Here is a 21,758-nt window from a genome sequence, read left to right on the forward strand (position 1 = left end):
GGTCAGGTCTTGCTGTGGGGGTGGTGATGGTGGGTGTGGTCATGACTGTGGCTGTGACTGTGACTGTGACTGTGGTCATGATCGTGGCTGTGAGAATGGCTTTCCGCATGGCTGTGCGCCGCGGCATGGCTGTGCCCGCCCTCCGGCCCGTGATCATGCCCCATCGGGCGGCCCATGCCGTAAGCCCCGACCTCGGGCGCAAAGGGTTCGGTCAGCGCCCGCACCCCGGCCCCCAGCTGACGCAGCATCGCTTCCAGCACGTGATCAGCGCGGATCACCAGCCGCGCAGGCTCGACCTGACAGGGAGTATGGCGGTTGCCGATGTGCCAGGCATAGCGGGCGAGGTCAGGGCCGGTGATCTCTAGTACCGCCTCGCGCGCGGCGGTCACCCGGACGGTGCGGCCATCCTCCAGCTCGAACCCCCAGACCGCATCCAGATTGGTCACCTCGGCCAGATCGACCAGAAAGCCATCACCCATTGCCGTGACCAGCCGCTTGCGGCGCACAAGACGGTCGTCATAGGTCAGCACGACTTCGGCATCATGGGTGGCAGGGGCGTCTTTCAGCAAGCGGCGGACGGCGGGCAGATCGGTCATGTCTTATCCTCGGTTCGGAAAGAATTCGGGGTGGCAGAGAGATGGTAGGAAGTCATTAACCCGTTCGGGGCAAACTCGGGGAAGTGCAGGCCAAAAAGCGGAGGGGCGGATGCAAACCCAGGACCTTGCAAAAGAACTGACAGAGGTGCGGGCCCAGATTCTGCGGCTGAAAAAGCGCGAACTCCAGCTGCACAAGGAACTTCTGGCGGCCGAAGGTGCTGCGTCGGCGGTGCGCCCCGGCTGGCCGATCCGGCGCAAGCAGCCCGCCCTGACCCCCGCCCCGCACTGACGAACGGTCAGTACAGGAAATAGCGCTGCGCCAGTGGCAGCTCTGTCGCCGGTTCGCAGGTCAGCAGCACGCCATCGGCCCGCACCTCATAGGTTTCGGGGTCCACTTCGATGGTTGGTGTGGCCGAGTTCAGCTTCATATCGGATTTTTGCACGCCCCGGGTGCCCTTGACCGCCACCGTATCCTTGGCCAGCCCCAGCCGCGCGCCGATGCCATCCTCCTGCGCGGCTTGACTGGTGAAGATCACCGCGTTGCGTTCCACAGAACGGCCATAGGCGCCGAACATCAACCGGCTGTGCACCGGCTGCGGAGTGGGGATGCTGGCATTCGGGTCGCCCATCTGCGCCACCACGATCACGCCGCCCATCAGCACCATTTCGGGCTTGGCCCCAAAGAACGCCGGGCTCCACAGCACGAGATCGGCGCGTTTGCCGACCTCGATGCTGCCGATATGGTCACTGATGCCGTGGATGATCGCCGGATTGATGGTGTATTTCGCGATGTAGCGCCGCACGCGCAGGTTGTCATTCGCCCCCTGCTCACCCTCCATCCGGCCGCGTTGCAGCTTCATCTTATGCGCGGTCTGCCAGGTGCGGGTGATCACCTCACCCACCCGGCCCATGGCCTGACTGTCGGATGACAGCACCGAAAACGCGCCCAGATCGTGCAGGATATCTTCCGCCGCAATGGTTTCGCGGCGGATGCGCGACTCGGCAAAGGCCACATCTTCCGGCACCTTGCGGTCAAGGTGGTGGCAGACCATCAGCATATCCAGATGCTCTTCGATGGTGTTGACCGTGTAGGGCATCGTCGGGTTGGTCGAACTGGGCAGGATGTTCTGCGAGCTGACCACCTTTATGATATCGGGCGCATGGCCGCCGCCCGCGCCTTCGGTGTGAAAGGCGTGAATGGTGCGGCCGGCAATGGCCTTGAGCGTGTTCTCGACAAAGCCGCTTTCATTCAGCGTGTCGGTGTGGATCATCACCTGCACATCCATCGCGTCGGCCACCGTCAGGCAGCAATTGATCGCGGCCGGCGTGGTGCCCCAGTCTTCATGCAGCTTAAGGCACGACGCCCCGCCCCGCACCTGTTCCTCCAGCGCAGCGGGCAGGCTGGCATTGCCCTTGCCCGCAAAGGCCAGATTCATCGGCAGCGCGTCCGCTGCCTGCATCATCCGCCCCAGATGCCATGGCCCCGGCGTGCAGGTGGTGGCCAGCGTGCCATGGGCCGGGCCAGTGCCGCCGCCCAGCATGGTGGTCAGGCCGGAATGCAGCGCATCGTCAATCTGTTGCGGGCAGATGAAATGGATATGCGCGTCAAAGCCGCCCGCGGTCAGGATGCGCCCTTCCCCCGCGATGATCTCGGTTCCCGGCCCGATGATCACATCCACGCCTGCTTGCGTGTCAGGGTTTCCGGCCTTGCCGATCACCGCGATCTTGCCGTCACGCAGGCCCACATCGGCCTTGTAGATGCCGGTGTAATCGACAATCAGCGCATTGGTGATGACGGTATCCATCGCCCCCGCCGCGCGGGTGATCTGGCTTTGGCCCATCCCGTCGCGGATGACCTTGCCGCCGCCGAACTTCACCTCTTCGCCATACATCATGCCATTGGCACCAAAGGTTGCCGCCCCGCTGCGTTCGGCAATCAGGTCGCGTTCCACCTCGATGATCAGGTCGGTATCGCCCAGACGCAGCCTGTCGCCCACGGTCGGCCCGTACATATCGGCATAGGCGGCGCGGGAAAGTACGAAAGCCATGGGCGGAACCTTTCTGTCAGAACGGGTTTTTCGGCCCGCTGCGGGTCAGGCGGCGGGCATTGGCGGCAGTGGCGCGTTTGACCGGGGCAAGCGCTGCCTCGGCGATCTGGGTGGCCGAACCGCCCGCAAGAGCAGATTTCTGCGCGGCGGCCCCGGCCTTCAGTCCGGCGCGCATCTTTTCAGACACCATCCGGGCGTTTTCGGTGGGCGAAACGGTCCAGACCCCGGCCATCCCCATCATTCGCATGGCAATCACGCTTTGCGCCTGCACCAGCATGGTGGTGGTGTTCATCGACAGGCGCATCAGATCAAACGGGGAAAACGGCGGCATGGCACAGGCTCCTATAAAGCGCCCATCACATGGGCGTTGAAGCCGTAGACATGCCGTGTGCCAGCCAGCGGCACAAGGCGAACCTCACGCGTCTGACCTGGCTCGAAACGCACAGCCGTTCCTGCAGGAATATCCAGTCGCTGGCCGCGCGCGGCGTCGCGGTCAAACGACAGGCCGGGGTTGGTTTCGGCAAAGTGGTAATGGCTGCCCACCTGCACCGGGCGGTCGCCGGTGTTGGCCACCATCAGCACGGTGACGGGGGCGCCCGCGTTCAGGATCACATCGCCGTCGACGGGAAAAATCTCTCCGGGAATCATGCGCTTGCCCCTATGCAAAGGCGAGCGCGAGGCCCGCAATGGCAGTGCCTGCGCCAAAGGCCCGCGTCACCCCGCGGGCCGACAGCGCGTTCAGCGCCAGCCCAAGGCCAAGCCCGGCAAGGTGCAGCGCCATGGTCGCAAGCGCAAAGCCCGCCGCGTAGATCAACAAGCCGGAGGCAGGCCCTTCGGTGCCATGGGCATGGCCGTGGAACAGGCCGAATGCCGCCACAATCGCCACGCCAAGCGCCAGCGGGGCGCGCCAGGCAAGGGCCGCCAGCACGCCGAGCAGTACAATGGACGCCAGAATCATCGGCTCTACCCCCGGCAGGCCGACGCCCATCGCGCCAAGGGCACCGCCCGCCAGCATCGCGCCGACAAAGGCCAGCGGCAGCGCCAGCAGTGCGCGCCCGCCCGTTACGGCAGCCCACAACCCCACGGCCACCATCGCCAGCACATGATCGGCCCCGCCAACCGGATGCATCACCCCCGACATGAACGGGGACCCGCCATGATCACCCACATGCGCAAGGGCCACCTGCGGCAGCAAGGCGGCAGCCCCAAGGATAAACGCCAGTTTTTTCATCGGTTTGCCTTTCTCAGCGGATCGGGTGGTGAACGGTGACAAGTTTGGTGCCATCGGGAAACGTGGCTTCGACCTGCACGGAATGGATCATCTCGGGCACGCCGGGCATGCATTGATCGGCGGTGATCACGCTCGCCCCCGCCTCCATCAGATCGGCGACGCGGCGGCCGTCGCGCGCGCCCTCGACCACGTAATCGGTGATCAGGGCAATCGCCTCGGGGTGGTTCAGCTTGACGCCGCGCGCCAGCCGGCCACGGGCCACCATGGCGGCAAGGCTGACCAGCAGCTTGTCTTTTTCACGGGGGGTCAGGTTCATGGGTCCTCCTTCACATCTGCCAGACGCGCGGCAGGGCCTGACCCCGGCGCAGCACGGCAAGGCATCGGGCAATCTGGCGGCGCATCGGCCAGCCATCGGCGGCCATCACGCGCAGCATCAGGCGGCCATCCGGGGCCGAGGCGGCAGCAGTCACGCCCGGTTCGTCCAGCACCGCGCGGACCGGGCCCAGCAGATCGGCCACGCCCTGCCCCACCATGGCGAGCGAGGCAAAGGCCCGCGCGCCCGCCAGTCCGGCGGCCCCGGTCTGCAGCGCGCGGTCGGTCAGCGCCAGCGGCTCTATCATCACCGGGCGGCCCGCCTGACGGATCTCGCGCCAGTCGCGCAGTGCGACTTTGGCTACGGTCTCACCCATGGCGGCGCGGCCCAGCACCACGCTTTCCAAAAGCAGGCAACCGGCACCGGGGGCCAGATCTAGCGTGGTGCGGCGGTCAAGCTGGCTGTCGTTGAACAGAATGGTTTCCTGCGGCAGCCAGTCCAGCCAGCCATCAGCGCCCACGGTCATCGTGACCCGCACCCGCGCCGCGCCGCCCGAAGACCGATAGGCGCGCTCCGCCGTCTGGGTGGTGGCGACGGCGCGCGCCCTTGCCCCCAGCGTCACGGCATAAGACAGCGTATCCCCGCCGGTCAGGCCGCCAGAGGTGTTCAGAAACACCACCTCGGGCTGACCGCCCCGGCCCGTGGGCCCGTGGGGCAGGATGCATTTGGCCGATCCGTGCTGGCGCAACCCGGTCAGCCGCATCCCGGCACTGCCATGATCAAGCGAGACCGAGGCTTCGCCCCGGCTGCGCTGCATCGGCTGATGGATCGGTGCTGTCAGCATGGCCCCCCGCTTTGCGACAGGCTGCGGCGGCGCAACGGCAGGCTCAATGCGGGATCAGGTGGATCGGCCGGGAAGGCAGGGATCGCGGCTGAAATGGGACAAAAATTAAGCGTAAGGATTAAAATTTAGTCAGATCGGAAAGGTGCGTCTTGCAACTGCCCGATCAATACGCACCCCGCGCCAAAGCGACAGCACCAAAGGTGCGCGCAATCAGCGCCAGATCGCCGCGCAGGCTGGCGGTCTGCAAATAGGCCACATCCATCGCGACCATCTCGTCAAAGCCGATATCGGCCCGGCCCGACACCTGCCACAACCCGGTCAGCCCCGGCAGCCCCGCCAGCCGCAGCATCGCATCGGGGGTGTAAACCGCCACCTCTTCCGGCAGGGCCGGACGCGGACCAACCAGCGACATCTCGCCTTTCAGCACGTTCCACAGCTGTGGCAGTTCATCCAGCGATGACCGGCGCAGAAAGCGCCCGACCGGGGTGATGCGCGGGTCGGCCTTGTGCTTGAAACAGACGCCGCTGCGGTCAGACTGATCCAGAAGCGCCGCGCGCCGGGTCTCGGCATCCGCATACATGCTGCGGAACTTGACCAGACGAAACCGCTTCCCATCGCGCCCGACACGGGTCTGGAAAAACAGCACGGGACCGGAAGACGACAGCCGCACCGCGAGTATCAGAATGACAAGCACCGGCAACAACACCGGCAGCGCCAGAACGATCAGGCCGATGTCCAGCACGCGCTTGTGGCGGGCCGGTGCCAGCACTGGCGTGGCCTGAGACTTTGAAACCAAAAGCGACGTCATGCAGCAATCCTCCGGGAAACGGGCCGGATGGCACCGACGCCCGCTTTTACGCCGGACAAAGCTTAAATGTGAGTGAAATTTTAAGCAATCCTTACCGCTTGGGCGGAATACCGGCAAATTCACCCTCTGGGTTGTGCAAAATGTCGCTGCACCACCGCATCAGTGGCCCCGCAGAAAGGCATCCACCTCGGCGCGGGCGGGCATGGAACTGGCGGCACCGTGGCGGGTCACCGAAATGCCAGCCACCGCCACGCCAAAATTCAGCGCCTCTTGTATGCTGGCCCCTTGCGACAGCGCCACCGCGAGGCCGCCGTTGAAAGCGTCGCCCGCACCTGTGGTATCAACCACCGGCCCCGGCGCGCGGGCGGGGACATGCAGGCTTTGGCCATCCTTGCGGTACAAAACGCCCTTGGACCCCAGCGTGATGATCGCCGCCCCGACACCGCGTTCGATCAGCCGGTCAGCCGCAGCCTCGGCATCGGCGAAACTGGTAACGGTCACGCCGGTCAGCCCTTCGGCCTCAGATTCGTTGGGGGTGATCAGATCGCACAGCGAAAGCATGTCATCCGTCAGCGCCGCAGCCGGGGCCGGGTTCAGGATGGTGCGCACCCCGGCACCGCGCGCGATCTGCAGCCCGTGTTGGGCGGCGTCCAGCGGTTGTTCCAACTGCGTCATGAACAGGGCCGCACCTTCGATCAGCGGCCGCCGCGCCGCGACATCGGCCACGGAAATCCGCGCCGCAGCACCTTGGGCCACGATGATGGCATTCTGCCCGGTCGCCGCCTCCAGAAAGATGAACGCCGATCCGGTGTAGCTGTCGGGGTCTTCCGTCACCTCTGGCACAACGCCGGCATCGCGCCACAGGTCGCGCGCCATGGCGGCAAAGGCATCCTGCCCCAGCCGGGTGATGATATGCACGTCGCCCCCCGCCCGCGCGGCGGCGACGGATTGGTTTGACCCCTTGCCCCCCGGCCCCAGCATGAAATGCTGGCCCAGGATCGTCTCGCCCAACCGGGGCAGGCGTTCGGCGCGGTAGGCGGCATCCGCCACGAAAATCCCAAGAACGACAATCTTTTGCGACATCCCTATGCCTCCGGCCCGATCACGCCCTTGCGCAGCATGATACAGCCGTAAAACCGACGCTCGCCGGTCTGGATAACGGCATAGGCCCCTTTGGCCAGATCGTAGAAGGCAAACCGTTCAATCCCCGGCAACACCCGTGGCCTGCCTTCGGCGCGGTCCACCTCGGCCTGCACTTCGGCCTGCACCTCGGGCACCGTGTCCGGCTCACCCACCACCTGCATCCGTCCGGCAAAATCGGGCACGAAGGTATCGAGCGGCAGCACGGTCAGGATCGCCTGAACCGCCTGTGCCGCACTCAGGTTCTCCATCCGCAAAAGGCGGCCTGCGACTGTGCCGCGCGCAATGCTGTCTGCCGGGAAATTGGTATCAACCACAACGACATAGTCGCCATGTCCCATCGCCCGCAACGTCCCCAGAACATCGGCGTTCAGCCGGTGATCAATTCCCTTCAGCATCGTCGTCCCCTTCCGCTGCGGTGCGTTCAGTCCCCGCTTTGGCGGGCAGACTGCCCTGACAGCCGACCCGCTGCAAGGGGGCTAAAGGATCGGGGGGGCTAAAGGATCGGGCGCTTCTGGACCGGGCCATCCCCCAGATTTGCCACTTCGGCCAGCGCCTTGCGGTCGGGAATGTACAGAACGCCGCGCGACCAGTCCATCAGCCCCGCCGCGCGGAACCGCTGCAAACGCTTGTTGGTATGCACCAAAGACAGGCCAAGCGCATCGGCCATATCCTGCTGGCGATAGGGCAAAGACATTTTGCCATCGACCACCAGCCCAAGACTTTCGCCGCGCCGGAAAATCCGCAAAAACGCCCAGGCTAGCGCGGCAGAGGCATCGCGCTGACCGATGGTCGCGACGGTTTCGCCCAGAAAATGCTCTTCGATCGCGGCAATCCACGTCAGGTCATAGGCCCGCGACGGGTTGGACTGGAACAGCGACCACAGGGCGTTGCGGTCAAAGACACACAGCACCATCGGGGTTGTTGCCTCGACCGAATGGCCCATTTCGCCCATCAGACCGGCCTGAAGCCCCAGAAAATCGCCCGGAAAAATCAGGTTCAGCACCTGTCGGCGGCCATCTTCCAATGTTTTGTGACGCAGGCCAAGGCCGCTCAGCACAGTGTACAACTGCCCGCTGGACTCGCCCTCGGACAGGATGGTCGCCCCCCGTTCTACCGAAAGCTCGCCCTTCTTGAACCGTTCCATGAACCGGATTTCATCTTCGGTCATCGGCAAAAAGGCTTCGCACTGGCGCAACTGGCAAAAACGGCAAATGGTTTTCACGATTTCCTCCGCATCTATGTCGTAGTTAAGTGCGGCAGATCATTTTTAGTTCCATGACACATCCTTCTTGTTCGGGAGTGTGACATGCCAAAAACGATCCTTGTCCAGGAGCCCGACGTGCTGATCAGCCTCGATCTGGCGCAAACGGTGATGGAGACCTGGCCGGATGCCCGTGTCATTCTGTGCCGGGATGTGCCGCAGATTCTGGCGGTGCTGACCGAAGGGCAATGCCCGGATCTGCTGATTATCCGCCAGTCCTTGCGCAGTCTGCGTGGCTTTGGATTGGCCGGTCTGGTGCAGCACCCGCAGGTCAAGGTGTTGCTGACCGCCGCGGATGAAGATGACGCAGCGGAAGTGGCCGCACTTGGGTGGCAATCGCTTGACATGCCGTTTTTCGCGGCGCAAGTGCGCGACGCCCTGCATGGCGCCTGCCCGGAGCCAAGACTCCGGGTCGAAACCCATTGCAATGCGATAGGCTTGGGTTAACGTCTGCCTGTCGCCGGGGCGGAGACCGGACATAGGGTAACGGAATGGAACAATTGCGACTTTGGGCTGTTGCAGAACGCAGCCCCGCCTATCAGTTTGGCTTTGCCTGTATTGCAATTGTTGTTTCCGTTCTTTTGCGCCATTATCTGCACCCTGCCCTGCCCACCGGATTTCCCTACCTGACCTTTTTTCCGGCGGTTATTCTGACCGGGTATTTCGCGGGAACCAAAGCAGGCATTGCCGTTGCGCTCATGGGTGGGCTGGCCTCGTGGTACTGGTTTCTTGCACCCGAAAACAGTTTTGCGATGTCACCGCCAATCTTTCTGGCCCTGGCGTTTTATCTGTTCATCGTGACGACCGAATTGGTGCTGATCCATGTGATGCGCTATGCGCTCAGCAAGCTGGAGGTTGAAAAAAACCGCTCCGACACACTGGCCCATGCCAACAAGACGATGTTTCACGAATTGCAGCATCGGGTTTCCAACAATCTGCAGGTCGTGGCATCACTGCTGAAGATGCAGCGCCGCAACGTGGTGGATGAAAGCGCGCGCGCGGCGCTCGAGGCGGCCTCGGCCCGGTTGCAGGTGGTGGCCAGCATCCAGCGGCAGTTGCACAACCCCAAACGGCAGACCACCGACATGGGCCACCTGATGCGCGATGTGCTGCCCGAAGTGGTCAGCAGTTCGGCCATGTCGGACCGGATCACGCTGGATTTCGATGTCGAGCCGGTGATCGTGTCCGGCGATCAGGCCACCCCGCTGGCGCTGATCATTGTCGAGCTGGTGTCCAACGCGGTGGAACATGCCGCGCGTGAAACCGACAAAACCCATCTGTTGCTGACCATGCGCAGCCGTGGGCCCGAGGCGATTGTCATCGTACAGGATGATGGGGCCGGTCTGCCGCCAGATTTCGTGCCTGAAAAGTCGCGCAGTCTGGGGCTGCGGGTGGCCTTGCAGTTCACCGAACAGCTGGAAGGCCGGCTGAAGTTTGAAAACGTGAACGGCACCCGCGTCACGCTGACCTTTCCGCTGGAACACCCGGACAGACGATAGCAGCCCTCACAGCAGCCAGAGCACCGCCCAGATCGCACAACCGGCCAGAACGATGGCCACCAGCGCAATCCGCACCCGACCCGTCAGCATCGTCATCGCAAACGCCGCGACCAGCGTCGCCGCGATGCTCGAGGTAAAGGGGATCAGCTCCAGCATCGGCATCGCCATGCCCAGACACAGGCACAGCAGCGCCAGTGCCGGGGTCCACCAGACATGCGCACCTCCCCCCGGCCGGGCCGGGGCCAGCCGGTCAAACCTGCGGGCAGGCTTGCGCAGCCAGACCAGCGCCCGGCGCAAGGCGCGCCCGGGCAATCGGCGGTTGCGGATGAAGCCGGGCAGCCAGACTTTGGGCCTGCTCAGCAGGATCTGCGCCGAAACCAGCGCGATCACCAGACCGCCCACGATCGACGCCCCCGGCACCCCGCTCAGCGGTGACATCAACAGCAGCGCCGGCACCAGCAAAACCGCCGCCATCGACGACGGCCCCATCGCATCGACCAGATCCCCAAGGGGCACACGCGCCTCCATCCGTGCGGCCTTGTGCAGACGCGAGACAATTCCGTTGAGGTCCGAGACCGGAGGCTCTGCTGGGCCGGTGCCGTCACGCGACCTCTTGGCGTCTGGCCCGGCATTGGCCTTTGGCCATTGGTCTTTGCGCATGATCGGCATGTTCGCACTGGTTCCTTTGCGCCGCACGGGCGGCCGCTGACCCCCTTCAACGCGGTTTTGCACCGGGCGGTTCCGGTCCGCCGGACTTTGCGGTGCTCGCCGCCGATGGGCGATGTTCCGCCGATGCACCGGAGCAAGGGAACCGCACCCCGCCCCACCAACGTTAAGGCTGCGTCGCGCCCGCAGGGCGCTGTGACCCGAGGAGCGCAGCATGACCAAAAAAGACCCCGACCCCGCGAAGATGCCCCAGCCGGTGCAGCCCGCCTCTCCCCGTCTTGATCTGCCATGGATGCAGGCGCTGATCGCCGCCGGGGCCGGTCTTTCCGACACTGATGCCAGCGACCAGATCGCCGCGGGTCAGGCCAACAACGCGGTGCATTACATCCGCTGTGGCAGCGGGCCGAAAAACGCCGGGGCCGGCACCGATTTTCTGACCGCTGTTTCGCGTGCGCGGCAGCTGATCTCTACTGGAGCGCGGCGGATCGTGTTTCTGACCACCGAGGACCGGCCGGACGGCCCGCTGCGCCATTCCCTCACCAGCTTTTCCCGCCACGCAGGCCGCGCCCTGCCCGCCCGGCCAACAGAATTCGCCGTGGTTCCTGTCATTCCTGCCAATCCGACGGAACCTGCACCCTGATGCCACTGGGCATCGCTGTGGATCAGTCACGGATATAACCCCCAAAAAATCCCGCAGATTTATCTGGAGGCTTTCCTCTGCTTATAATTGCGGCAGACTGGTTTTACCGATTCCCGCGCCACAGTCAGCCTGCGCCAAAAAAAAGGCCGCCCCGAAGGACGGCCTTTCTTTCATGTGCAATGTCGGCTGCCGATACGGTCAGACTGGGGGCTTTCCGCGTACGGCGCGCGCAATCATCGCGACAACGAACAGGATTATAAAGACAAAAAACAGGATTTGAGCAATCGAGGCTGATGCGCCTGCAATTCCGCCAAAGCCCAGAGCCGCTGCAATCAATGCCACGACCAGAAACGTCAATGCCCAACCAAGCATGGTGATCTCCTTCATTCTCTGGTTCAAGTTCAGGTCTTTGCGCCGCAGCGCTCATGTCAGATCAACGTGCTGCACTGGCGCAGGTTCCCGGTGGCAATCAAAAACATCGGCACGGCAGCGGGCTTTCGCAGCCTCTGCCAGTCAAAAGCGACGGGCCGCGCTTAAATAGCCGTAAAGGGCCGCCCGATTATAGCGTGCTGCCGCCTTCTTCTTTTCAAAGCCGCAATCCCGGGCTTAAATGCCGGGCTAAACGGTCGCGCGGGCCATTTGCCGAAGGCCAAAATCTTCACCGCCGCCCAGTGATGCTGCACTGCAAAAAATTCCACAGCGGCCAGGGAACCAGACCGGGGCAGCGGCGTTGTCTGATCATACCGATGCGGCACAGCACAGTTCAGCCTGACCGCGAAAATACTTCGGACGATCCGCAAAGGATGCGCATTATGAATCAACTGAGCATGTTTGAGCTGTCAGGTTTTGGCGGACTACTGATCCTCGCCCTCGATTTGTGGGCCATTATTTCGGTCATCGGGTCAAATGCCACCACCGGCAAAAAGGTGATCTGGACCTTGCTGATCTTGTTCCTGCCGATCCTTGGGTTCATTCTGTGGTTGATCATGGGTCCGCGTTCCGCAACGCGCAGGGTCTGACCGACCGCTGACTCTGACCCAAGACTGACAGGAAAAACCATATGTCGCGTTCCGGACTTGAAGGCCTGATTGTCCCGCTGATGGATCTTCTGATGCTGGGGCGCAGGGCTGTGGCGTTGCGGGTTGCGCTGGCAAAGGTCGAACTGCGCACGCGCGCCGGATCGCTGGTCACCGCGCTGGTGCTGTTGTTTCTGGCGCTGATCCTGGGGGTCATGGTGCTGGTGCTGCTGGTCCAGGCCGGTCTGGTCGGATTGGCGATGCTTGGCCTGCCCCCGCTGCAAGCCCTGTTCACCGCGGCAATCACATGCGCCGCTCTGGCGCTGATCCTTGTTCTTGTAGCGCGCTCCTGCCTGCGCAGGGCGACGCTTCCCCTTACCTCTCTCACGGGCAGTGGCGACACTTTGCCGACCACCCGCCCCTGACATAGTCTGAATAGGAGACTGAAAATGGCACGCTCCCGTAAATCCGAGACGCTGTACAATGAAGCACGCGTCACCGAAGACGCCCTGCGCGCGGCCTTTGGCCGTATGGCGGGTCGGCTGACCGGCCGCCGCAGCAGCGACTCGTCCGCAGATGATCTGATCGGTCTGGCGACCGGGCCTTTGGGTCAGACCGTGCTGGCCACCGCGGCCGCCCGCGCCCTGCGCAGCTATCCGTTGGCGACCGTTCTGGCCGGGGCGGGGTTGGCGTGGCTTGCCTTTGGGACCCGCCATGAGGAAAGCCTGACCGACCGCGTGACCGACACGCTTGAAGACTGGCAGGCCCGCGCCGATGATGCGCGCGAAGCGGCCCGCGAACGGCTGACGGCACTGTACGAGGATATGTCTGATCGCGGATCGGATGCCGCTGCATTTGCCCGTGAAAAGGCCACTGTCACCGCTGATCTGGCCGCCGATCTGGCCTCTGCTTTCGGGCATGGTCTGTCAGATCTGGGGTCTGATGCCGCCGACCGGATCATCGCCGCGCGCGAAAAGGCTTATGCGGCTTTTGCCTCCGGGGCCGAGGCGGTTGAGGACCAGATCGACGATCTGACCGATACCGACGACGACTGCAATATCCTGCAACGCCACCCCGTGGCCTCTGCCGCTGTGGCCGTCGCCCTTGGGGCCGCGCTCGCCACCGCCCTGCAGGCCAATCGCCGCGAAGGCGAGTCGCTGGCGGACTCGGCCGAGTCGCTGTTGGCCAAGGCCCGCAAAAGCTTTGACACCGAACGCACCGCTGCCGGTCGCGCCCTTGGCGAAGCCGCAAGCGCGATGCGCGCCCGGGGGACCGAGGCAGCCCTGGCCATGGTCTCTGACCTGACAGACATTCTGGAAGGCGCACGTGACAAGGCGCGCGACACCGGACGCGACGCGGCAGATGCGCTGGAAGACGTCGCAGATGATGTGGAAGGTTCGGTCCGCAAAACCTCACGCAAGGCGGCGTCCAAGGTCAGCGGCGCGGCAAAGCGCGTCAGCGCCCAAACCCGCACCCGCCGCACCGCGACGCAAAAGCTGGCGGATAAGCTGACCAGCGGCCGCGCAAGCTAACCCGTTTCTCCCTGCCTCCTCAAGGCAACCCCGACTGACCCATGGCCCCGGCCATGGGTCTTTTTTGTCGGGGGTCAGACCAGTTCCGGCGGCAGGAACGGCACCGCGGTTCCGAACTTTTCGGCGACCCGGATGTCATAGGGCAGGACAAAGCCCTGACGGTCCTCGGGCACTCTGGCGGCATTCGACAGCGCAAGCCCGCGCCAGGCGGCAACCGCCGTCTTTGGGTCGTAAAAGCTGGCATCGGCACGGTCGGGCAGCCAGTGGGTCATGCAGCGCTGCCGGATGCCGGCCACCACCTCGGGCTGGGTAAAGGCCACCCCGGCCTCGGTATCCCAGCGCATTGACCGGCCGTTCAGATTGGCCGAGGAAATGATCGCGGCATGATCGAAGACCGAAACCTTGGCATGGATATAGATCAGCGGTGCCATCGCCAGCTGATCGCGACCGTGCTTTTGCTTTGGCTTTGCCCGCCGCTGCTGGGCCGCGCTGCCGATGAACAGGCGGGCCCCAAAGGCCCGGCGCAACCGGCGCAGGCATCTGGCCTGATGCCATTCGCCAAATTGCGAATCCAGCCCTTCACGCCCGTCAAACGCCAGCTCTTCGGGCGCGCCGGGCAGCATCAGGATCAGGCTCAGATCCGGCTGCCGCGTGGCCGCTTCACACAGCGCTTCGGTCAGGCGGCTGTCGCGGAAATATTGGCTTTCCAGATAGATCAGCCCACGCGCCCGCGAAATCGCTTCGCAATGCGCGTTGAAAATGCCCTGCACCACCGGCTTGGGGCCAAACCTGACCAGCGGCATGTGCCGTTGACGCGACAACGTGACCAGCAGCGCGCCGGTGTTGACCGGCTCGACCTGCCCCGCGGTGACGGCCTGAAACAGCTCCAGATGGCGGGCGGCATCGGCGGCCACCGGCCCCTCGACCAGCGCCTGCACATCGTGCCAGGTCTGCTCGGCCGCGCGTTCATGATCAGGGTCGTCATAGCGCCGTTCGTTCAGATCCAGCCCGCCAACATACAGCCGCTCGCGGTCAAAGACTGCGATTTTCTGGTGATGGGTGCCGGGAAACAGCAGCGGCAACGGCCAGAGCCGGGGCCGAACCGTGCCATCATCGCGCACCACCATCAACGCCCGCCCGCCCGGCATGTCGCGCAGCGCCGTCGCCCTGACCCCCGCCGATTGCCGGTTCAGCCAGCGCGTGGCCTTCCAGACCCGGGTCATGATCAGCGGCGAAAGCACGAAGCGCGGGACCGATCCGGTCTGCGCCGGATGTCGCGCTGCGGTGGCGCTCAGCTTGCCTGCCCCCGGCCCGGCCACCTCGGCTGCGGCCTGAAACAGCCGCAGGCTACGCCATGTGCCGCGATGCATCGCGGTGCGGGCGATCGGATCAAAATCCGACACGGTCAGCGTGATGTTCACCCCGCGCCGCAGGCAGTGGACGATCAGATCAAACCAGCGCGTGCCCACCGCCAGCCCTTCGGGCGACCGCAGGCGGGTTTCGGGGTCGAACACCAGAAAGCTGCCGATGATCTCGGTCTTTGCACCTAGAAAGGCGCGCTCAAGCGCCGGATAGGCCTCTGCGGCGGTGATGAAAATCTGTGGGGAGCCGACCCCGGATGAGCTGTCGTCCCGCATGATACCGCCCGTCACTCCATCCACTGAATGCCACGCCCCACATCAGGACACATCATCTTCGTCATCGGCGGCAACACTGACCGCCGGTTTCGGGGCCAGTCGTTCTTCTCCCTCGGACAGCGGGCGCAGGGGGAAATCCATGCTCAGCACATAACTGTCACCCTGCCGGCCGCGCGTGACCTTGCCGTTCAGCTGCTGCGAAAAGGCGGTCAGCAGCTGCGAGCCAAAGCCATCCTTGCCCTCGATCTGCGGGCCTTCGTCACCCTCTCCCGAGGGCCGTGTCAGGCTGTTGCACAGGGTGAAGCGTGCCATGCTGCCATCACTGCGCTGCAGTGTCAGTCCGATCCGCGCATTGCCTGCCCCGCCGGACCAGGAATGCTTGATCACATTCGCCATGCCTTCGGTCAGGAACAGCGCCAAGGGCACCGCCTGATCGGGGGTCAGGCGAATGTCGTCGACCTCTGTTTCCAGATCAAACCGCCGTCCGGGGGCCGAGCCGATGCGCAGCAGATCGGTCGCGACGCGCGGCAGCAGCTCATCGGCGCGTACATCGGTCAGCCCGCTGGTCTGGTACAGTTCCCGGTGCACGGTGGCCAGACTGATCACCCGGTCCTGAACCGTGCGCATCGCCTCTTTCGCCTCATTGGTGCGGGCACCGCGCAGCTGCATATTCAGAATGGAAGCAATCAGTTGCAGGTTGTTCTTCACCCGGTGGTGAACCTCGCGCAGCAGCACTTCCTTCTGGTGGATGGTGTTTTCCAGATCGGCCTCGTTGCGCACAACCGCTTCGGTCATCCGTTCATAGGCCAGCCCGACCGAGCGCAGTTCCAGCGCTGCCCCGTCCATGTTCAGGCCTGGCAACTGCCGCTCTCCGGCGGCAAAGGCGGTGATCCGGTCGCGCAGCAACCGCACATGCCGCAGCACCTGACTTTCCGATGCCAGCAAGGCCACCAGCAGGCTGGCGGCCCACATCATCATCGGGAACAGGAACGCCGGGAAGGCACCTTCGAAAATCGTGTTGTCCAGCCGGTTCGCGGGCCAGGACCCAAGCAGGTACAAGGTCCCCGCTTGCAACGGCACAACGGCAAAGGCGCGCCGCTCGCCTGCGGCAGTGTTGGCCAGAAAACTTCGGGCACCGCCCTGAGCATAGCTTTCAAGCGACCGGTTCACCGGCAGGCTTTGCAGCGCCGCATCCATGCCGACCGATGAGGTCAGCAATGTGCCCTGCGCATCAAAGGTCATCAGCGACAAGGGCTGCGCTTCATCCGCCGCCCGCACCTCGACGCTCCGGTCCAGCAGCGCATGCGGCAGCGACACAAAGGCAAACCCCATCAGGCTGCCCACCTGATCCCACACCGGATGCGATACGATCAACACCGACGTTTTCGACACCGGGCCGTAAGGGTTCACCGCGATTTTGGGGCCGGGGTCGGTCATCAGCAGCGTCATCGCATCGGTTCCGGCCAGATTGCGCTGCTCATTTCTGGCCCCGCACTCCATCTGCCCATCGCGGTCAACATAGCCGGCAAAGGTGATCAGACCGATATCCGCCCTGACAATGTCGTCCATCACCCGCCGACATGCCTGCAGACCGGCGACGCCACCCTCGCGCAGCACCGCAGGCAGCACGACAGACAGGGTGGCGGTTTTGGTCTGGGCCTTGACGATTTCGGCGATCAGCGGATTGGCCGCGATCAGGGTTTCGCCCCTGATCACGTTGGTCACGCGTGCCTCGGCCAGCTGAGCGGTCTTCAGGCCCTGAACATAGCTCAGGATGGCAAGGGGCAGCAGCGCCACCCCCATCACCGCCATCAGGCGGAAGCCAAGACCTGAAAACCGCCGACGCATGGCGGCACCCTTCGTTGTCATGCGGCCTGAAATCCTGACCGGCCCATCACGGCCAAGGTCGCGCCGGATTGTTCCGCCAGGATATCCTCACCTTCGGCCAGACCCAGCATGTCGCACAGCCGGGCACGCGCCCGGTTGGCGCGGCTTTTGGCCGTTCCGATCGCCACACCCATCATGTTGGCCGCTTCCTCATAGGAATAGCCATTCGCGCCGACAAGGATCAGAACCTCGCGATGCTCTGGCGACAGCTTGTCAAAGGCCCGGCTGAAATCGGTAAAGGCAAGGCGCCCGTCATGGTGCGGTTTTTCGAACATCGTGGCCGCATGAACGCCGTCAGTATCCTGCACCTCGCGCCGGGTCTTGCGCTTGGATGAAAAGAACGTGTTGCGCAAAATGGTGAACAGCCAGGCCCGCAGGTCGGTGCCGACCGTAAACTTCTCGATGTTCGACCATGCTTTCAGGATTGTTTCCTGCACAAGATCATCCGCTTCGCTGACGTTGCGGGTCAGCGAGATCGCAAAAGCGCGCAGCGAGGGTATGTGGTTCGCCATTTCGTCACGCGGATCAGCCTGAACGACGGGAACAGAAGTCATTTTTTTGACTCCTTGGCCTTCAGCTGTTCAAGCAGCAGCTTGAACCTGTCGGGCACATCCTCTTTAAGCGCATCCTCGTAGACCCGCTTCAGGTTTTCATCGATGTCCTTGCGCAAACTGGACTTCTGGTTGTCACCTGCCATATGTTCCATCATCATGCTGCTCTACTGATCCCGTACTTATTCATGGAACCGAACGCGAAGCCAGCGCGTTTAGTTCCGTAGAAAACGAAAACTGGGGAGAAAATAATGAACGCCTCTGCGACCTTCGATCTGACTTCGGCAATTGCGGCCGACCTTCCCTTTCTGCGCCGCTATGCCCGCGCCCTGACCGGCAGCCAGGAAAGCGGCGACCGCTACGCTGCTGCGACATTGGAAAGCATCCTGATCGAAGATACGCCCGTCCGTGAAGCCACCACGCCACGCATTGGCCTGTTTCACAGCTTTCACCGGGTCTGGGCCAGTGCCGGCGCACCGCTTGATATCGACGATGATATTCTGGCCAAGCGCGCACAGGTCCATATGTCGGGCCTGACGCCCAATTCGCGTGAAGCGCTTTTGCTGCATGCGATCGAAGGCTTCGACCGTCCCGCCATCGCCGAAATCATGGCGCATGACGAAAGTGAAGTGCAGGCCCTGCTCGACGCCGCCATCCGCGAGATGGAAGCATCGGTGACCGGCAAGGTCATGGTGATCGAGGATGAAGCGATCATCGCGATGGATATCGTCGATATCGTCGGCCAGATCGGCCACAAGGTGACCGGCGTCGCCCGGACCCGCCGCGAAGCGGTGGAACTGGCCGCGCGCGACCGGCCCGACCTGATCTTGTCGGATATCCAGCTGGCGGATGACTCGTCGGGCATTGATGCGGTTAACGACATTCTGGCGCAGTTCGACGATATCCCCGTCATCTTCATCACCGCCTTCCCCGAACGGCTGCTGACCGGCGACAAACCGGAGCCGGCTTTCCTGATCACCAAGCCGTTTTCCGAAGAACAGGTGCGCTCGGCTGTCAGTCAGGCGATGTTCTTCTCGTCAACCGAGTCGCTGCACGCCTGATTGGGTCTTTTGTCCCGGACAAACCAAACGCCTGCCGTTCCCGGCAGGCGTTTCTTTTTGCCGCACGCAGATGTCAGGGAACCATTTGATCAAACCTGCGTTTATACCCCGAGCGCAGGTACCGCCTGAGCGCCATTTGCACGAAAGGATCTATTCATGTTCCGCAAAATTCTGATGACCACCACCGCCCTGTTCCTTGCCAATGCTGCCTTTGCGCAGGATACCCTGATCGAGGAAGTGCGCGTTGATGCCGACATCACCGCAATTGCCAATGCCGAGGCTGCTGCCTATTGGACCAATGCCGCAACCGATCTGCAAGCTGCCATTCTGGCCCGCCTTATTGACCGGACCGGCGAAGAAGGCTCGAAAATCCTGATCGACATTGACGAGCTGTCGCTGTCCAATTCGTTCCAGAACCAGCTTGGTCTTGAAGATGCGGTCATGGTCGGCATGGTCAATGTGACCAGCGATACCGACAATTCCAAATTCGACACCTATGAGCTGACGGTTACTGCGCAAAGCGCACAAGCCTTTGCCCCCGATGGCACCGTTCTGGATGGTGCTTTCACCGATACGCCGGAATATTACGCCGCCCTGATCGCGGCCTTTGCCGATGGCGTTGTCAGCCGTATCAAGTAATTTCTGTCCCCATTGAAGAAGGGCCCCGGAGCAATCCGGGGCCTTTTTGCTGTTCAGGTTATTTGGCGGTCGCACGCAGCATCCAGGCCGCCTTTTCGTGAAAGGCGCAACGGGCGGTCAGCAGGTCGGCGGTGGCCACATCTTCGCCCTTTTCCGCCTGCCCGATCACGTCGCGCATCCGGCGCACCACAGCTTCGTGATCGCTTGCCAGATCTTCCACCATCTCCTGCGCCGGACCCAGCTTGGCCGGATCTTTCACGCAAGACATTCTGGTGATCTCGGACATCTGGAAGGGTGCTATGCGACCAAGGGCGCGGATACGCTCGGCCAGATCGTCAGCGGCCTGAAACAGATTGGTGTACTGGCTTTCGGTCAGCACGTGGATCGAATGGAACATCGGGCCTTCGACATTCCAGTGCACGGCATGGGTCTTGAACAACAGCCGATAGGTATCGGCAAGTGAATCGCTCAGCCCCTTGGCAATTGCGGTTACGCCGGTGATGCCGGTGTCAATCTTGTCAGACCCGGGCACAGCTTTCAAAGCTTCGGACATTGGGGAATCCTTTCGAACACGGGCAGCCGGAAATGGCCGCCCCCATGGCGAAAGAACGCCCCGGCTGCAGGGGCAGTTCCCTAATCCATCGCCAGACCCGGGGTGAACGCCACCACGCGCCCGCGTCCCGCCCGTTTGGCGGCGTAAAGCGCGGTATCGGCATCGTTCAGCATCACATGCGCACTGCGCTGCGTGTAAAGGGTGGACACCGTGATCCCCGCACTGGCACCGATCTGGCAGGTCTGCCGGTCAAGCACGATCGGCTGCGCAAGCCCTGCGATGATGCGTTCGGCCACCACGGTCAGGCCGGCGATATTGGTCAGCCCCGGCAGCAGGATGACAAATTCATCACCCCCCACCCGTGCCACCAGATCGCCGGAGCGGGATTCGCGTGACAGGACCTGCGCCACCACCCGCAGCACGTGATCTCCGGCCGCATGGCCCAGCGTGTCATTCACCGACTTGAAGTGATCCAGATCCAGATGGATCAGGGCAAAGGGCGTGTCTGCGGCCAAGGCCCGCGCCAGTGCCAGATCCAGCGCGCGGCGATTGCGCAGCCCGGTCAGCGTGTCGGTCATCGCCAGGTCTTCAGCCAGCGACTTGGCCCCCTGCAGACGCAGGTTCAGCCGCTGCAATTCCTCCATCACGCTGCGTTTGACCTCGACCAGATACAGCAGTTCCACCGTCAGGTCGGTCGCCGCGAAATCGGCATCGGTCAGGCTGTGGTGCCGGACCGCATCCACCACACCAATGCCAAAGGACAGGTTCAGCACGATGCCCCCCGATTCATCCGCCACTGCAAGACCCCGGAACTCTGCCCCCACGCTGCGCAGGCCCAGATGCAACCGCTGACCCTGTCGCGCCACAAGATCGGCCATACAGCGCACAGAGCCCGGGCGACGCACCTCGAACAGATCAAAGAAATCGCAGTCAATAAGGGTCAGCCCTGCGGCGATTTTGGCCAGGGTCGGGCCGTAAGCCGTGATCTTGCCAAGCGGCGAAAGCTGCAGATGCATCGGCATCAGCCGGTCCAACGCTGCCACGCCAAGGGCCACCGGGGGCACGACGGCATCTGCCACCGGCAAACCGGCGGCATCCCGCGGGACCGCGCCCGGTTTCATAGCGCAGCCGCCGCCAGGTCAAAGCGGCGTCCTTCGGCAAAGGCCTCGTCCAGCACATGGATATCGATCACATCCACCCCCGCAACCGGTGGGCCCAGATCCAGCACCACCAGCACGCCGTAATCATCGGCCATGGCCCGCAACAGGCCCATCAGGATATAGCCCGCCCCGTCAACATAGGGGGCCGCCATCAGGGTGAACCGCCCCGCCCCCTGATCGTGCAACACAAGGGCGGGCAGGTGCAGATGCGGCAGCGCCAACCGGGCCCGGTCGGGCAATTCCTCCAACGAATGCAGGAAATCACGGTAACAGACCCCGCCAAAGCGCAACAACCGCCGCAGCCCCTCACGGTCGCGATGCGACACCAGCGCGGTGCCCAGATCTTCCAGCACAGAGTCGCGGGTTCGCCCAAGTTCTGCACAGGCGGCAGAGATCAGCGCATCGGTCAGGGCCGGTTCATAGGTCAGCAACGGTTCAAACCCGTCAAACGGCGATTGCGCCCGGTTCGTCACACGGTGCCACAGCGGAACGCCATGGCGTTCCTTCAGAAAATTCTCCAGCGCGCGATTGAGCAGCCCGTACATAGATTGCCGTGCCCCTGAGCTTTGCACTGAACATTCCGGACGGTAGGACACAAACCTTAACAAACATTTGCCATCAGACACAGCCCGTCCGCCACAGCCCCCCCCCCCGAAGCCGATACGCCATCCGT

At 63.4% G+C, this 21,758-nt stretch carries 29 protein-coding genes; 9 read left to right on the top strand and 20 right to left on the bottom strand.

Translation table 11 applies throughout. From position 1 onward, the window contains the following. Positions 1-2: 2 nt before the first annotated feature. Positions 3-596, bottom strand: coding sequence for an urease accessory protein UreE (locus tag Q7J44_RS04180; protein ID WP_304877283.1), 594 nt, complete (start codon positions 594-596; stop codon positions 3-5). A gap of 109 nt (positions 597-705) precedes the next feature. On the opposite strand from Q7J44_RS04180, the gene Q7J44_RS04185 reads away from it, so the two are divergent. Next, complete coding sequence (locus Q7J44_RS04185) at positions 706-885, top strand: hypothetical protein (RefSeq protein WP_304877285.1); 180 nt, start codon at positions 706-708, stop codon at positions 883-885. Positions 886-892: 7 nt separating this feature from the next. Here Q7J44_RS04185 and ureC read toward each other — a convergent pair whose 3' ends face one another. The 10 genes from ureC to Q7J44_RS04235 all read right to left on the bottom strand — a co-directional run bounded on the left by ureC (position 893) and on the right by Q7J44_RS04235 (position 8,208). Continuing rightward, positions 893-2,644, bottom strand: a complete 1,752-nt coding sequence (gene ureC, locus Q7J44_RS04190) for an urease subunit alpha (RefSeq protein WP_304877287.1) — start codon at positions 2,642-2,644, stop codon at positions 893-895. Positions 2,645-2,660: 16 nt separating this feature from the next. Continuing rightward, entirely contained in the window at positions 2,661-2,975 is a 315-nt protein-coding gene (locus Q7J44_RS04195; protein WP_304877289.1) for an antifreeze protein, read from the bottom strand. 11 nt (positions 2,976-2,986) lie between these two features. Next, the gene (locus Q7J44_RS04200; RefSeq protein WP_304877291.1) at positions 2,987-3,292 is read right to left on the bottom strand and encodes an urease subunit beta; all 306 of its coding nucleotides are present in this window, start codon (positions 3,290-3,292) and stop codon (positions 2,987-2,989) included. 10 nt (positions 3,293-3,302) lie between these two features. Next, the gene (locus Q7J44_RS04205; protein WP_304877293.1) at positions 3,303-3,875 is read right to left on the bottom strand and encodes a HupE/UreJ family protein; all 573 of its coding nucleotides are present in this window, start codon (positions 3,873-3,875) and stop codon (positions 3,303-3,305) included. Positions 3,876-3,888: 13 nt separating this feature from the next. Further along, on the bottom strand, positions 3,889-4,191 hold the full coding sequence (locus Q7J44_RS04210; protein ID WP_304877294.1) for an urease subunit gamma: 303 nt from the start codon (positions 4,189-4,191) through the stop codon (positions 3,889-3,891). A gap of 10 nt (positions 4,192-4,201) precedes the next feature. After that, on the bottom strand, positions 4,202-5,032 hold the full coding sequence (locus Q7J44_RS04215; protein ID WP_370692948.1) for an urease accessory protein UreD: 831 nt from the start codon (positions 5,030-5,032) through the stop codon (positions 4,202-4,204). A gap of 163 nt (positions 5,033-5,195) precedes the next feature. Then, positions 5,196-5,840, bottom strand: coding sequence for a sugar transferase (locus Q7J44_RS04220; protein WP_304877297.1), 645 nt, complete (start codon positions 5,838-5,840; stop codon positions 5,196-5,198). A gap of 159 nt (positions 5,841-5,999) precedes the next feature. Continuing rightward, the gene (gene rbsK, locus Q7J44_RS04225) at positions 6,000-6,923 is read right to left on the bottom strand and encodes a ribokinase (protein WP_304877299.1); all 924 of its coding nucleotides are present in this window, start codon (positions 6,921-6,923) and stop codon (positions 6,000-6,002) included. A gap of 2 nt (positions 6,924-6,925) precedes the next feature. Continuing rightward, positions 6,926-7,378, bottom strand: coding sequence for an RbsD/FucU family protein (locus Q7J44_RS04230; RefSeq protein ID WP_304877301.1), 453 nt, complete (start codon positions 7,376-7,378; stop codon positions 6,926-6,928). A gap of 98 nt (positions 7,379-7,476) precedes the next feature. Further along, a complete protein-coding gene (locus Q7J44_RS04235) occupies positions 7,477-8,208 on the bottom strand; it encodes a Crp/Fnr family transcriptional regulator (RefSeq protein WP_370692962.1) in 732 nt (243 codons plus the stop codon). Between the two features lie 81 nt (positions 8,209-8,289). On the opposite strand from Q7J44_RS04235, the gene Q7J44_RS04240 reads away from it, so the two are divergent. Both Q7J44_RS04240 and Q7J44_RS04245 read left to right on the top strand, forming a co-directional pair. Then, positions 8,290-8,691: a hypothetical protein gene (locus Q7J44_RS04240; protein WP_304877305.1), complete on the top strand. Its 402-nt coding sequence runs from the start codon at positions 8,290-8,292 to the stop codon at positions 8,689-8,691. A 44-nt stretch (positions 8,692-8,735) separates the two neighbouring features. Next, positions 8,736-9,743, top strand: a complete 1,008-nt coding sequence (locus tag Q7J44_RS04245) for a sensor histidine kinase (protein WP_304877307.1) — start codon at positions 8,736-8,738, stop codon at positions 9,741-9,743. Between the two features lie 6 nt (positions 9,744-9,749). On the opposite strand, the gene Q7J44_RS04250 is transcribed toward Q7J44_RS04245, so the two are convergent. Then, positions 9,750-10,412 (bottom strand): exopolysaccharide biosynthesis protein, encoded by a 663-nt coding sequence (locus Q7J44_RS04250; RefSeq protein ID WP_304877310.1) that lies wholly within the window; start codon positions 10,410-10,412, stop codon positions 9,750-9,752. A gap of 211 nt (positions 10,413-10,623) precedes the next feature. Here Q7J44_RS04250 and Q7J44_RS04255 point away from each other — a divergent pair, with 211 nt between their 5' ends. Further along, entirely contained in the window at positions 10,624-11,049 is a 426-nt protein-coding gene (locus Q7J44_RS04255; RefSeq protein ID WP_304877312.1) for a hypothetical protein, read from the top strand. Positions 11,050-11,247: 198 nt separating this feature from the next. Here Q7J44_RS04255 and Q7J44_RS04260 read toward each other — a convergent pair whose 3' ends face one another. Then, positions 11,248-11,421, bottom strand: coding sequence for a DUF1328 domain-containing protein (locus Q7J44_RS04260; RefSeq protein WP_304878017.1), 174 nt, complete (start codon positions 11,419-11,421; stop codon positions 11,248-11,250). Between the two features lie 455 nt (positions 11,422-11,876). On the opposite strand from Q7J44_RS04260, the gene Q7J44_RS04265 reads away from it, so the two are divergent. The 3 genes from Q7J44_RS04265 to Q7J44_RS04275 are packed head-to-tail and all read left to right on the top strand — an operon-like array spanning position 11,877 to position 13,597. Further along, positions 11,877-12,068 (top strand): PLD nuclease N-terminal domain-containing protein, encoded by a 192-nt coding sequence (locus Q7J44_RS04265; RefSeq protein WP_304878019.1) that lies wholly within the window; start codon positions 11,877-11,879, stop codon positions 12,066-12,068. A 41-nt stretch (positions 12,069-12,109) separates the two neighbouring features. Beyond that, positions 12,110-12,490 carry a phage holin family protein gene (locus Q7J44_RS04270; protein ID WP_304877314.1) on the top strand — a complete coding sequence of 127 codons (381 nt, stop codon included), beginning with the start codon at positions 12,110-12,112 and terminating at the stop codon, positions 12,488-12,490. Positions 12,491-12,514: 24 nt separating this feature from the next. Beyond that, positions 12,515-13,597: a hypothetical protein gene (locus Q7J44_RS04275; RefSeq protein ID WP_304877316.1), complete on the top strand. Its 1,083-nt coding sequence runs from the start codon at positions 12,515-12,517 to the stop codon at positions 13,595-13,597. A 74-nt stretch (positions 13,598-13,671) separates the two neighbouring features. On the opposite strand, the gene Q7J44_RS04280 is transcribed toward Q7J44_RS04275, so the two are convergent. Genes Q7J44_RS04280 through Q7J44_RS04295 form a run of 4 tightly spaced genes read right to left on the bottom strand, consistent with a single transcriptional unit; the run spans position 13,672 to position 17,833 of the window. Further along, positions 13,672-15,234, bottom strand: a complete 1,563-nt coding sequence (locus tag Q7J44_RS04280) for a phospholipase D-like domain-containing protein (protein ID WP_304877318.1) — start codon at positions 15,232-15,234, stop codon at positions 13,672-13,674. 42 nt (positions 15,235-15,276) lie between these two features. Then, complete coding sequence (locus tag Q7J44_RS04285) at positions 15,277-17,103, bottom strand: sensor histidine kinase (RefSeq protein ID WP_304877320.1); 1,827 nt, start codon at positions 17,101-17,103, stop codon at positions 15,277-15,279. Beyond that, on the bottom strand, positions 17,100-17,675 hold the full coding sequence (locus tag Q7J44_RS04290; RefSeq protein ID WP_304877322.1) for an RNA polymerase sigma factor: 576 nt from the start codon (positions 17,673-17,675) through the stop codon (positions 17,100-17,102). The genes Q7J44_RS04285 and Q7J44_RS04290 overlap by 4 nt, the downstream gene beginning before the upstream one ends. Then, positions 17,672-17,833 carry a NepR family anti-sigma factor gene (locus Q7J44_RS04295; protein WP_245298883.1) on the bottom strand — a complete coding sequence of 54 codons (162 nt, stop codon included), beginning with the start codon at positions 17,831-17,833 and terminating at the stop codon, positions 17,672-17,674. Before Q7J44_RS04295 ends, Q7J44_RS04290 begins: the two co-directional genes overlap by 4 nt. A gap of 90 nt (positions 17,834-17,923) precedes the next feature. Here Q7J44_RS04295 and Q7J44_RS04300 point away from each other — a divergent pair, with 90 nt between their 5' ends. Continuing rightward, entirely contained in the window at positions 17,924-18,733 is an 810-nt protein-coding gene (locus Q7J44_RS04300; protein WP_304877326.1) for a response regulator, read from the top strand. Positions 18,734-18,889: 156 nt separating this feature from the next. Next, complete coding sequence (locus Q7J44_RS04305; RefSeq protein ID WP_304877328.1) at positions 18,890-19,372, top strand: hypothetical protein; 483 nt, start codon at positions 18,890-18,892, stop codon at positions 19,370-19,372. 58 nt (positions 19,373-19,430) lie between these two features. On the opposite strand, the gene Q7J44_RS04310 is transcribed toward Q7J44_RS04305, so the two are convergent. The 3 genes from Q7J44_RS04310 to Q7J44_RS04320 all read right to left on the bottom strand — a co-directional run bounded on the left by Q7J44_RS04310 (position 19,431) and on the right by Q7J44_RS04320 (position 21,630). Further along, positions 19,431-19,925: a Dps family protein gene (locus Q7J44_RS04310; protein WP_304877330.1), complete on the bottom strand. Its 495-nt coding sequence runs from the start codon at positions 19,923-19,925 to the stop codon at positions 19,431-19,433. A gap of 80 nt (positions 19,926-20,005) precedes the next feature. Next, complete coding sequence (locus Q7J44_RS04315) at positions 20,006-21,046, bottom strand: GGDEF domain-containing protein (RefSeq protein ID WP_304877332.1); 1,041 nt, start codon at positions 21,044-21,046, stop codon at positions 20,006-20,008. After that, positions 21,043-21,630 carry a heme NO-binding domain-containing protein gene (locus Q7J44_RS04320; protein WP_304877335.1) on the bottom strand — a complete coding sequence of 196 codons (588 nt, stop codon included), beginning with the start codon at positions 21,628-21,630 and terminating at the stop codon, positions 21,043-21,045. Before Q7J44_RS04320 ends, Q7J44_RS04315 begins: the two co-directional genes overlap by 4 nt. Between the last annotated feature and the right edge of the window lie 128 nt (positions 21,631-21,758).

Origin of the sequence: Pseudotabrizicola sp. (assembly GCF_030656345.1) — a bacterium.
Classification (GTDB): Bacteria; Pseudomonadota; Alphaproteobacteria; order Rhodobacterales; family Rhodobacteraceae; genus Pseudotabrizicola.

Bases quoted from the DNA above. Each gene is read 5' to 3' on its own strand.
- Q7J44_RS04195 (WP_304877289.1), bottom strand. From the start codon at position 2,975: ATGCCGCCGTTTTCCCCGTTTGATCTGATGCGCCTGTCGATGAACACC.
- ureC (WP_304877287.1), bottom strand. From the start codon at position 2,644: ATGGCTTTCGTACTTTCCCGCGCCGCCTATGCCGATATGTACGGGCCG.
- Q7J44_RS04220 (WP_304877297.1), bottom strand. From the start codon at position 5,840: ATGACGTCGCTTTTGGTTTCAAAGTCTCAGGCCACGCCAGTGCTGGCA.
- Q7J44_RS04280 (WP_304877318.1), bottom strand. From the start codon at position 15,234: ATGCGGGACGACAGCTCATCCGGGGTCGGCTCCCCACAGATTTTCATC.
- Q7J44_RS04315 (WP_304877332.1), bottom strand. From the start codon at position 21,046: ATGAAACCGGGCGCGGTCCCGCGGGATGCCGCCGGTTTGCCGGTGGCA.
- Q7J44_RS04210 (WP_304877294.1), bottom strand. From the start codon at position 4,191: ATGAACCTGACCCCCCGTGAAAAAGACAAGCTGCTGGTCAGCCTTGCC.
- Q7J44_RS04320 (WP_304877335.1), bottom strand. From the start codon at position 21,630: ATGTACGGGCTGCTCAATCGCGCGCTGGAGAATTTTCTGAAGGAACGC.
- Q7J44_RS04270 (WP_304877314.1), top strand. From the start codon at position 12,110: ATGTCGCGTTCCGGACTTGAAGGCCTGATTGTCCCGCTGATGGATCTT.
- Q7J44_RS04305 (WP_304877328.1), top strand. From the start codon at position 18,890: ATGTTCCGCAAAATTCTGATGACCACCACCGCCCTGTTCCTTGCCAAT.
- Q7J44_RS04260 (WP_304878017.1), bottom strand. From the start codon at position 11,421: ATGCTTGGTTGGGCATTGACGTTTCTGGTCGTGGCATTGATTGCAGCG.
- Q7J44_RS04265 (WP_304878019.1), top strand. From the start codon at position 11,877: ATGTTTGAGCTGTCAGGTTTTGGCGGACTACTGATCCTCGCCCTCGAT.
- Q7J44_RS04200 (WP_304877291.1), bottom strand. From the start codon at position 3,292: ATGATTCCCGGAGAGATTTTTCCCGTCGACGGCGATGTGATCCTGAAC.
- Q7J44_RS04240 (WP_304877305.1), top strand. From the start codon at position 8,290: ATGCCAAAAACGATCCTTGTCCAGGAGCCCGACGTGCTGATCAGCCTC.
- Q7J44_RS04230 (WP_304877301.1), bottom strand. From the start codon at position 7,378: ATGCTGAAGGGAATTGATCACCGGCTGAACGCCGATGTTCTGGGGACG.
- rbsK (WP_304877299.1), bottom strand. From the start codon at position 6,923: ATGTCGCAAAAGATTGTCGTTCTTGGGATTTTCGTGGCGGATGCCGCC.
- Q7J44_RS04215 (WP_370692948.1), bottom strand. From the start codon at position 5,032: ATGCTGACAGCACCGATCCATCAGCCGATGCAGCGCAGCCGGGGCGAA.
- Q7J44_RS04275 (WP_304877316.1), top strand. From the start codon at position 12,515: ATGGCACGCTCCCGTAAATCCGAGACGCTGTACAATGAAGCACGCGTC.
- Q7J44_RS04250 (WP_304877310.1), bottom strand. From the start codon at position 10,412: ATGCCGATCATGCGCAAAGACCAATGGCCAAAGGCCAATGCCGGGCCA.
- Q7J44_RS04255 (WP_304877312.1), top strand. From the start codon at position 10,624: ATGACCAAAAAAGACCCCGACCCCGCGAAGATGCCCCAGCCGGTGCAG.
- Q7J44_RS04300 (WP_304877326.1), top strand. From the start codon at position 17,924: ATGAACGCCTCTGCGACCTTCGATCTGACTTCGGCAATTGCGGCCGAC.
- Q7J44_RS04295 (WP_245298883.1), bottom strand. From the start codon at position 17,833: ATGATGATGGAACATATGGCAGGTGACAACCAGAAGTCCAGTTTGCGC.
- Q7J44_RS04310 (WP_304877330.1), bottom strand. From the start codon at position 19,925: ATGTCCGAAGCTTTGAAAGCTGTGCCCGGGTCTGACAAGATTGACACC.
- Q7J44_RS04285 (WP_304877320.1), bottom strand. From the start codon at position 17,103: ATGACAACGAAGGGTGCCGCCATGCGTCGGCGGTTTTCAGGTCTTGGC.
- Q7J44_RS04245 (WP_304877307.1), top strand. From the start codon at position 8,736: ATGGAACAATTGCGACTTTGGGCTGTTGCAGAACGCAGCCCCGCCTAT.
- Q7J44_RS04180 (WP_304877283.1), bottom strand. From the start codon at position 596: ATGACCGATCTGCCCGCCGTCCGCCGCTTGCTGAAAGACGCCCCTGCC.
- Q7J44_RS04290 (WP_304877322.1), bottom strand. From the start codon at position 17,675: ATGACTTCTGTTCCCGTCGTTCAGGCTGATCCGCGTGACGAAATGGCG.
- Q7J44_RS04205 (WP_304877293.1), bottom strand. From the start codon at position 3,875: ATGAAAAAACTGGCGTTTATCCTTGGGGCTGCCGCCTTGCTGCCGCAG.
- Q7J44_RS04185 (WP_304877285.1), top strand. From the start codon at position 706: ATGCAAACCCAGGACCTTGCAAAAGAACTGACAGAGGTGCGGGCCCAG.